We start from the raw sequence: 7,846 nt of genomic DNA, 5'->3' as shown, positions 1-7,846 counted from the left end.
GGCGCCGCCGTGGCCGCGCCGTCGCCCGCCAAGGCCAGGGCCAAGCTGGTGAAGCTGAACGAGCAGGCCGACCAGGTGGTCGAGCGCTACAACCAGGCCACCGAGACGTACAAGAACGCCAGGAAGAAGTACGACGCCCTCGACGCCGAGCTCGGCCGCAAGGACGTCCGGGCGGACACCGTGCGCCAGGACCTCGTCCGGGTGGCGGTCGGCGGCTACCAGGTCGGCCTGTTCACCGGGTGGGAGCAGTTCCCCGGCCAGGGCGACCCCGAGGCGATCCTGGGCGGCATGGCCTCACTCCAGCAGATGGCCCAGCTCAGGGCGGCGAAGGTGCGCGCCTATGAGGCGGCCACCAAGGAGCTGCGCGATCGGCGTGACGAGGCGAAAACCGTCCTGGCCGAGGCTGAGACCGCGCGCGACAGGGTGCGGGACGACAAGGCCGAGGTCGAGAAGCTGATCGACGAGCAGACCAGGCTCCTGCGCAGGCTGGGCACGTTCAAGACCGGCGACACCAACAGCCCGGGCATCCCGTACACCGGCCCGGCCTCCGGCAACGCCCGCTTAGCGCTCCGGTTCGCCTTCGCCCAGGTGGGCAAGCCGTACCGGTACGGCGGCACCGGACCGGGCTCGTACGACTGCTCCGGCCTGATCCAGGCCGCCTGGCGCACGGCAGGTGTCCAGCTGCCCCGCACGACCTGGCTGCAATGGAGCTGGGGAGCCGGCCGCCGCGTCCCGCTCGACCAGCTGGAGCCCGGGGACCTGCTGTTCAGCAAGGGGCTGGGGCACATGGGCATGTACGCCGGCGACGGCAAGATGGTCCACGCGCCACAGACCGGAGACGTCATCAAAGTCGTCGACCTCGACGACTACTGGCGCAACCGCCTCGCCGGCGCGGTCCGCCCCTGACGCACCGGCGAGGCGGCTGGGGCGCCGCCGCCGGACTCCCCGTCGTCACCTGCCCCGGCCGCCTTCCTCCTCGACGGGCACGCTCCGCACCGGGAGGCTGGTCAGGCCGTGCATGAGCAGGCCCGGGCGCCAGGCGAGACGGCTCACCACCCATACCTGTACGCCCTGCGGAGTGGCGGTGCGGAAAACGGGCCGTTCTGCTCGGAGTCGCGCATAGACCGGATGCGGGTCTCGCAAATAGTCCTGATCGAACAACGTCTCAATCATCGTCGCCCTTTCGCATCCGGAATGGATTCCCCTTACCCATGGAATACGCCGGAGGTCACCTGACAAGGGCCTGCCACGAAGGAGGCATATTGCGGCTGACCTCGATTCCCGAGAACACCGACGGCTCCTGCGGCCCGTGCTTCTTCGCCCAAGCGGCCATTTGCGCCAGCCCCTCGGCCAGCGGTACGGATTCCGCGCCCACCCCCAGGATCTCCCTGGCTTTGTCGTGCGCGGAAAAGGCGTGGACCACCTCGTGCCTGGCCTCCAGGTGCCGCACCCGCAGCGGTGCGTCCATCGCTTCAGCGACGGCCCCGGCCAGCTCGTTGACGGTGTAGGGGGTGTCGCCGCCGATGTTGAAGATCTCGCCGTAGGCGCGCGGATTGCCGATCGAGCGGGCGATCGGCAGCGCCACGTCGTCGATGTGGCTGAAGGCGCGGGTCTGCTCGCCGTCGCCGAAGATGGTGCACTCCTCGCCGCGCAGGATCTGGTTCATGAAGATCCCGATGACGTTGCGGTAGCGGTCGCCGATGTTCTGCCGCTCGCCGTAGACGTTGTGCGGCCGGAAGATGACGTACGGCAGGCCGAACATCTCGTGGCTGACCTTCAGCTCCTGCTCGACCGCGTACTTGGCGATGCCGTACGGGTCCACCGGGGCCGGCGTCAGGTCCTCGCTCATGGGAGGACTCGCGTGGCCGTAGACGGCGATGGAGGAGGTGAAGACGAAGCAGCGCACGGTCCCGGCGTTGACGGACGCGTTGATCAGGTTCACGCTGCCGATCACGTTGTTGGTGTAGTTGTAGCGCTTGATGAAGTGGCTGAGCCCTTCGGCGGCGTACGCGGCCAGGTGGAAGACGTAGTCGAACTTCCAGGTCCTGAACAGCCCGTCCACGGTCTCCGGATCGCACACGCTGCCCTCGTGGAAGTGGGCGCCGTCGGGCACGTTGGCCGCGTCCCCGCCCGACAGGTCGTCGAGCACCACGACGCGGTGGCCGGCTCGGAGCAGGTCGGCCGCGACGTGGGAGCCGATGAAGCCGGCGCCCCCGGTGACGAGTGAGGTGGAGGTCATGACAGTCGTTCCTTTCCACTGGTGGTGACTCCGCTGGTGGCGGTGTGGTGCGGTGTGGGCCCGGATGCGGCCCCGGCGGGGTTGAACAGCTTGAGCAGGCGGAGCGCGGGCACCGTCATCACGGTGGTGACCAGGGCCATCACCACGAGCATGGCGAAGGCGCCGTCGCTGATGACGCCGACGCTCAGCCCGGTGCTGAGCACGACGATCTCGGTGACCCCGCGGGCGTTCATGAGCACGCCGAGGCCGAGCGAGAGCCGTCTGGGCATGCCCCCGGCCAGCGCGACCACGGAGGCGGTGCCGAGCTTGCCGAGCACGGCGACCGCGAGCAGCACCGCCCCGCCGACCAGCACGGCCGGATGGTCGAGGGCCAGCCGGACGTTGGTCTGCAGCCCGATCGAGGCGAAGAACACCGGCAGGAGCATGGCCCGGTTGAGCGTCCCGAGCCGTTCCGGCACGGTGCCGAGCATGGCCGAGTCGCGCGGCAGCACGATCCCGGCCAGGAAGGCCCCGAAGATCGCGTGTACGCCGATGGCGTCCGTGGCCGCGGCCAGCGCGAAGATCAGCCCGAGCACGAGAGCCAGGCCTGCGGGAGTGGGCAGCGTGGCCCCGGCGTGGCGGGCGGCCAGGGCGCGCAGCGCGGGGCGTACGACGAGCAGGACCAGCAGCACCAGTCCGGCCGTCAGCGCGACCGCGGTCAGCACCCCGGCGGGGCTGCGCGCCTGTGTGATCGCCAGCACCACGGCCAGCGCGCACCAGGCGAGCACGTCCGCCACCCCCGCGCAGACCATGGCCAGCGAGCCCAGCCTGGTGCCGGACAACCCAGACTCCTGCACGATCCTGGCGAGCACCGGGAAGGCGGTGACGCTGAGCGCGGTGCCGACGAACAGCACGTATTCGGTCATCCCCGCCTTCGGCCCGGCCATCGTGGCGGAGAACGGGATCGCCGCGACGGCGCCCAGCGCGAACGGCACCGCCATCATCGCCAGGCTGGCCGCCCCGATCACGCTCCGCTGGCGGCCGAGCACCTGCGGGTCGAACTCCATGCCCACGGTGAACATGAAGATCGCCAATGCGGCCTGGGCGATGAGGTTCAGGTTCGGCGCGATCCAGTCCGGCATGATCAGGCTCATCGCACCGGGTGCCAGCGCGCCCAGAGCCGACGGCCCGAGCAGCAACCCGGCCACCATCTGCCCCACCACGGTCGGCTGGCCGAGCCTGCGGGCCAGCACCCCGCCGAGCGAGGCCAGCCCGCCGATCACCCCCACCGCGACGAACAGCCGCAGCGCGAACTCCGCCCGCGACACCTCCTCCGCGACCGCCCGCGCGACCGGCTGCCCCGAGCCGCCCGCGCCGCCGCCGAAGGCCACCATGACCAGCGCCACGGCCGCCCCTGTCAGCACGAGCGCCAGGACCAGCCCCCGGGCCGGCGCGGGCAGCAGCCGCTGCTCGGTTTCCTCAAGCGGCCTCTCAACCGCCATGTTCACACCCCCATGAGTTGACGAGACCGCGGTCGCAGCCAGCGGAGCATCGCCCCCGCGTGGATGAGCTCGCCGAACGCGATCAGGACCACCGCGCCGAGCGCCCCCGCCCACGGCACGACGACGAAGGCCAGCGCGCCGATCACGGCCAGCGACAGGGCCGCCCCGACCGCGGTCGCGTGCAGCGCCTGGCGGGTGGCGTTCTCCATCAGGTAGTTGGCGCTGCCGACGGCGAAGATGACCGGGACGCACGCGATGTAGAGGATCACGACCCCCACGTCCCCGTACGGCCGCAGCACGGTCAGCGCCAGCGCCAGCACGCCCAGCACGTACGGCGTGCCGGTGAGCATCAGCACGCGCAGCCAGCGCGACAGCCGCTTGTAGGCCGCGGTGAGGTCCCGCTGGTACAGCGCCCTGGACACGTCGGGCTGCAGGATGCGCAGCAGATAGGAGAAGGCGTTGAGCAGGGTCGAGGAGGCGGTGCCCGCCATGTAGAGCCCGGTGCTCTCGGCCTGCGCGCCGGCCACGGACAGGGCCAGGAACATCAGGCTGATCGACATCCCGCCGGCCAGGTCGGGCACGGCCATCCGCAGCGACGTCCCGACTGCGGCCCTCTTGAGTGTGCGGCGGCGCAGCCCGCGGAAGTCGGGCCGCAGCCCGGCCAGCAACGCCAGGTCGAGCACGGCCAGCGTGCCGACGTACAGTGACAGGAAGGTCGCCGGCGTGATCTCCAGCGTCAGCGCCGCCGCGGTCCAGCAGGCCAGCGCCGCCGAGAGCACGAGATGGTTGGCCACGTCGCGCGCCGGCTTGCCGATAGCCCTGGTGAGGCCGACGAGCACCTGGTTGAGTCCCACGCCGATCTGGCTCAGGCCGGCGAGCGCCGCCAGCGGCCACGGCCCGTTGTGGCCGAGCGCCAGCATGCCGCCCAGGACGGCGAGCGACACCACGAGCAGCAGGCCGGCGAGCGCCACGAAGACGCCGACCAGCGCGGGGACGGTGTACCGCAGCCGGGGGATCAGCTTGAGCGCGCACTTCTCGATCCCGGTAGAGGCGATCAGGGCCAGGACGGCGGCGCCGCCCATCGCCTGCGCGTATCCCGCGTAGCCCGCCGAACCCCAGGCCGCCAGCAGCGCCAGGTTGGCCAGCAGCAGCGTCCCGCGGAACGCCGCCCGGCCGCCGACCAGCGCCGCCAGCCGCCTCACGGTGGCCGGTGCAGGGCGTTTCATGCGGAATAGTCGGAGGTGACGAACCGGCCCTTACCGCCCGGCGTGATGAGCACGGACTCCGCCCGCACCACCTCCAGCGGGAACTCCCCTCCGGCCAGGCCGTACAGCTTCTCGCGCACGGTCGCGAACACCTGCTCGCCTGCTTCCTCGCCGCTCGGCACGACGTGGACGCGTACCAGCCCGTCGGCCTCCTGGTGGACGAAGCACTCGCTGACGCCGGGGTGGGTGGCGGCCAGGTGCAGGAACGCGTCCGGGTAGAGCCGCTCCCCCGACGGCAGCGTGACGTAGTCGTTGCTGCGTCCCGTGGTCAGGCGCAGGGTGCGGAAGCGGCGGCCGCAGGGGCAGCGGCCCGGCTCGATGAGCCCGATGTCGCCCAGGCTGTAGCGCAGCAGCGGCATCGCCTGCTCCAGGAACGAGGTGACCACCACCCGGCCGGGCTCGCCGTCCGGCACCGGGTCGCCCCGCTCGTCCACGATCTCGCAGTAGACGCGGTCCTCGCCCAGGTGGGCGCGGCCGTGGCGGCAGTCGTAGGTCACGTTGAGCACCTCGAAGGCCGAGTACTCGTCGAAGACCGGCGCCGCGAACTGCGTGGCGAACATGGCGCGGTGCTCGGGCAGCAGCAGCTCGGACTCGGTCATCACGATCCGCAGCGTCCGCCGTAGCCGCGCCAGCTCGTCCGGGGTCAGCGCCCGCAGCAGGGCCCGCAGGTGCACGGGGTAGCCGATCAGCGCCTTGGGGCGGTTGGCCAGCAGCTCCGCCTTGATCTCCGACATGGGCCGATGCGAGAGGATCACGTGCCGCCTGAACAGCCCGAACCGCTCGAACATGCGGGCGGGCGGCGCGAACGGCCGGATGTGGCTGAGCCGGTCGGTGGGCAGGTAGCGGCCGGTGGCCAGGAACCTGCGCACGCACGCGGCCATGTGGTAGTCGTGGCTGTCCTGGTCGTGCAGGATCCTGACCCGCCGCCCGGTGCTGCCGCTGGTCTGGAACGACAGGCACCGCTCCTGGTCCACGCCGTCGGCGAGCATGCGCTCCAGCGGCTGCTCGCGCAGCACCTGCTTGTCCAGCACCGGCAGCTCGGCCAGCTCGGCCAGGCTGCGCAGCGGCCCCCGTGCGTAGCGCGGGTCGTCGCGGTAGTAGGGCACCCGGGTGCGGGCCAGCTCCAGCACCCGGTTGAGCCCGCGCAGCTGGCGGCGGCGCAGCCCCGCCACGCCGCCGTACTGCCGCGCGATGGTGAGCGGCACGTACGCCGCCTCGCGTAAGAGCACCGCTACGCGCTCTCGGTCCGGACGAACCGCAGCTTGAGCGAGTCCCACCAGCGCTGCGGGCTGAAGAACACCGCCAGCGCCAGCACCACGTGGACCAGGATGAACGCGTACGCCTCGTACTTGGTGGGCGGGTGCCCGAGGAACACGGTCATGTGCGAGGCCCAGTCCCACACGTCGGGGATGGTGGCGTAGGCCGGGTCGGTGTGGTCGTTGACCGTGAGGAAGGCGAAGTCCTCCAGGCCCGACAGCATCAGCAGCAGCATGCCGTAGGAGAGCCTGCGCACCAGCGCCGCCGAGCCGCCGCCCAGCCGGAAGGCCAGCACCATGGCCATGATGATCAACGGCGTCACCGTGAGCACGTGGTAGTACAGGCCGTAGAACGCCTCACGGCTGCCGACCTCCACCCCGCCGAAGAAGAAGATCTTCGGCACGAAGTAGAGGAAGTACACCAGGAACGCGGGTGGCACCGTCCATAGCGCGAGCCTGATCCGCTTGGCCCACTCCACGTCCAGCCTGGCCACGGCCTCGGTGGCGAAGATGAACGGCAGCAGCTTCACCAGGAAGATGCCCAGCGACTTCACCTCCCGGTCGTGCGGCAGGCCGAACCAGACGAACGCCGCGGCGAGGGCCGCGAGCGCCGCGAAAATCAGGAAGCCGAGCGGCTTACGGGGGATCATGGGGAACCTTTCACATCGGGCTCGATCTCGAATCGAAGAGTGCGCAGGGCCCGGTCCAGCGCGTCTTCCAGCAACTCCCGCGTGTCGGCGACCAGGACCAGGTAGCCGAGCTTGTGCCCGGCCTGCGTGTAGGCGCGCACATGGTCGCCGGGCGTTTTGAACACCTGCACGTCCACCACCTCCGGCATCCGCCTGAGCTCGGCGAGCCCTTCGATGGCGGTGAGCACGCCGTCGGTCTCGGCGGCCAGGATGCGGAGCACGGCGGTGCGCCGGTGGGTGACGTCGATGGTCAGCGGCTCGCCCAGGGCCAGCCGGATGGCCGCCTCGACCGTGTTCAGCCCGAAGGCGTGCCGGACCATCAGTGGCATGCCGTTGCCGCCCAGCCTGGCGCCCATCTCGATGAAGTACAGGTCGCCGCCGGGCGTGAGCACGAAGTCGAAGTTGACCGGGCCGTGCCGGTGCCCGACCTCGGCGCAGATGGCGGTGATCGCCTCGCTCAGCCGCGCGTACACGGACGGGCCGAGGTCGGCGGGCACCACGTGGGCCAGGCTGATCATCGCCGGCGGGCCGGTGATGACGCGGTCGGTGACGGCCATGAACGCCAGCCGCCCGTCGGCGAAGAACGACTCCACCGCGCCGTGGCTGCCCGCGATCAGCTCCTCCAGGATCACCTGGCGGGAGAAGGAGTGCTTGCGGGCGTACTCGATCGCGCCCGGCAGCTCGGCCGGACCGTCGAGCACGGTGATGCCCTTGCTGCCCGACGAGTCGGCCGGCTTGACGATCAGCGGGTAGCCGAGGTCCGCCGCCGCCCTCGTCAGCTTCTCGATGTCGTCGTCCTGCGCGTAGCGGTACGCGGGCAGCCCCAGCCGGTCGATGACCTGCCGGAAGAAGCCCTTGTCCACCGTGCACCGCAGGGCGTCGGGCGCGGTCTGGTGCGGGGTGCGGTAGATCCGGC

The 7,846-nt window shown here is 71.0% G+C and carries 8 protein-coding genes; 1 reads left to right on the top strand and 7 read right to left on the bottom strand.

The annotated features are described in order from the left end of the window. On the top strand, window positions 1–906 hold a 906-nt coding region (locus tag AB0J09_RS49175), incomplete at its 5' end, for an NlpC/P60 family protein (RefSeq protein WP_360707756.1). A gap of 45 nt (window positions 907–951) precedes the next feature. Here AB0J09_RS49175 and AB0J09_RS49170 read toward each other — a convergent pair. From AB0J09_RS49170 to AB0J09_RS49140, 7 genes are all read right to left on the bottom strand, one after another. After that, window positions 952–1,173: a hypothetical protein gene (locus tag AB0J09_RS49170; protein ID WP_360707753.1), complete on the bottom strand. Its 222-nt coding sequence runs from the start codon at window positions 1,171–1,173 to the stop codon at window positions 952–954. Between the two features lie 55 nt (window positions 1,174–1,228). After that, window positions 1,229–2,239 (bottom strand): NAD-dependent epimerase/dehydratase family protein, encoded by a 1,011-nt coding sequence (locus tag AB0J09_RS49165; protein ID WP_360707750.1) that lies wholly within the window; start codon window positions 2,237–2,239, stop codon window positions 1,229–1,231. Then, window positions 2,236–3,720 (bottom strand): cation:proton antiporter, encoded by a 1,485-nt coding sequence (locus tag AB0J09_RS49160; protein WP_360707748.1) that lies wholly within the window; start codon window positions 3,718–3,720, stop codon window positions 2,236–2,238. The genes AB0J09_RS49165 and AB0J09_RS49160 overlap by 4 nt, the downstream gene beginning before the upstream one ends. 2 nt (window positions 3,721–3,722) lie before the next feature. Beyond that, window positions 3,723–4,946 carry a hypothetical protein gene (locus tag AB0J09_RS49155; RefSeq protein ID WP_360707746.1) on the bottom strand — a complete coding sequence of 408 codons (1,224 nt, stop codon included), beginning with the start codon at window positions 4,944–4,946 and terminating at the stop codon, window positions 3,723–3,725. Next, window positions 4,943–6,214, bottom strand: a complete 1,272-nt coding sequence (locus AB0J09_RS49150; protein ID WP_360707744.1) for a hypothetical protein — start codon at window positions 6,212–6,214, stop codon at window positions 4,943–4,945. Before AB0J09_RS49150 ends, AB0J09_RS49155 begins: the two co-directional genes overlap by 4 nt. Window positions 6,215–6,216: 2 nt before the next feature. Then, complete coding sequence (locus AB0J09_RS49145) at window positions 6,217–6,891, bottom strand: hypothetical protein (protein ID WP_360707741.1); 675 nt, start codon at window positions 6,889–6,891, stop codon at window positions 6,217–6,219. Then, window positions 6,888–7,846 (bottom strand): ATP-grasp domain-containing protein (locus tag AB0J09_RS49140; protein WP_360707738.1); only part of this gene is annotated, 959 nt, incomplete at its 5' end. The genes AB0J09_RS49145 and AB0J09_RS49140, both read right to left, overlap by 4 nt.

This window comes from Nonomuraea sp. NPDC049784 (assembly GCF_040659615.1).
In the GTDB taxonomy this organism is placed as follows: Bacteria; Actinomycetota; Actinomycetes; order Streptosporangiales; family Streptosporangiaceae; genus Nonomuraea.
Note: the sequence above shows the minus strand (reverse complement) of the source record. Positions and strands in the feature narration are given on the sequence as shown.

Bases quoted from the DNA above. Each gene is read 5' to 3' on its own strand.
- AB0J09_RS49170 (WP_360707753.1), bottom strand. From the start codon at position 1,173: ATGATTGAGACGTTGTTCGATCAGGACTATTTGCGAGACCCGCATCCG.
- AB0J09_RS49165 (WP_360707750.1), bottom strand. From the start codon at position 2,239: ATGACCTCCACCTCACTCGTCACCGGGGGCGCCGGCTTCATCGGCTCC.
- AB0J09_RS49160 (WP_360707748.1), bottom strand. From the start codon at position 3,720: ATGGCGGTTGAGAGGCCGCTTGAGGAAACCGAGCAGCGGCTGCTGCCC.
- AB0J09_RS49155 (WP_360707746.1), bottom strand. From the start codon at position 4,946: ATGAAACGCCCTGCACCGGCCACCGTGAGGCGGCTGGCGGCGCTGGTC.
- AB0J09_RS49145 (WP_360707741.1), bottom strand. From the start codon at position 6,891: ATGATCCCCCGTAAGCCGCTCGGCTTCCTGATTTTCGCGGCGCTCGCG.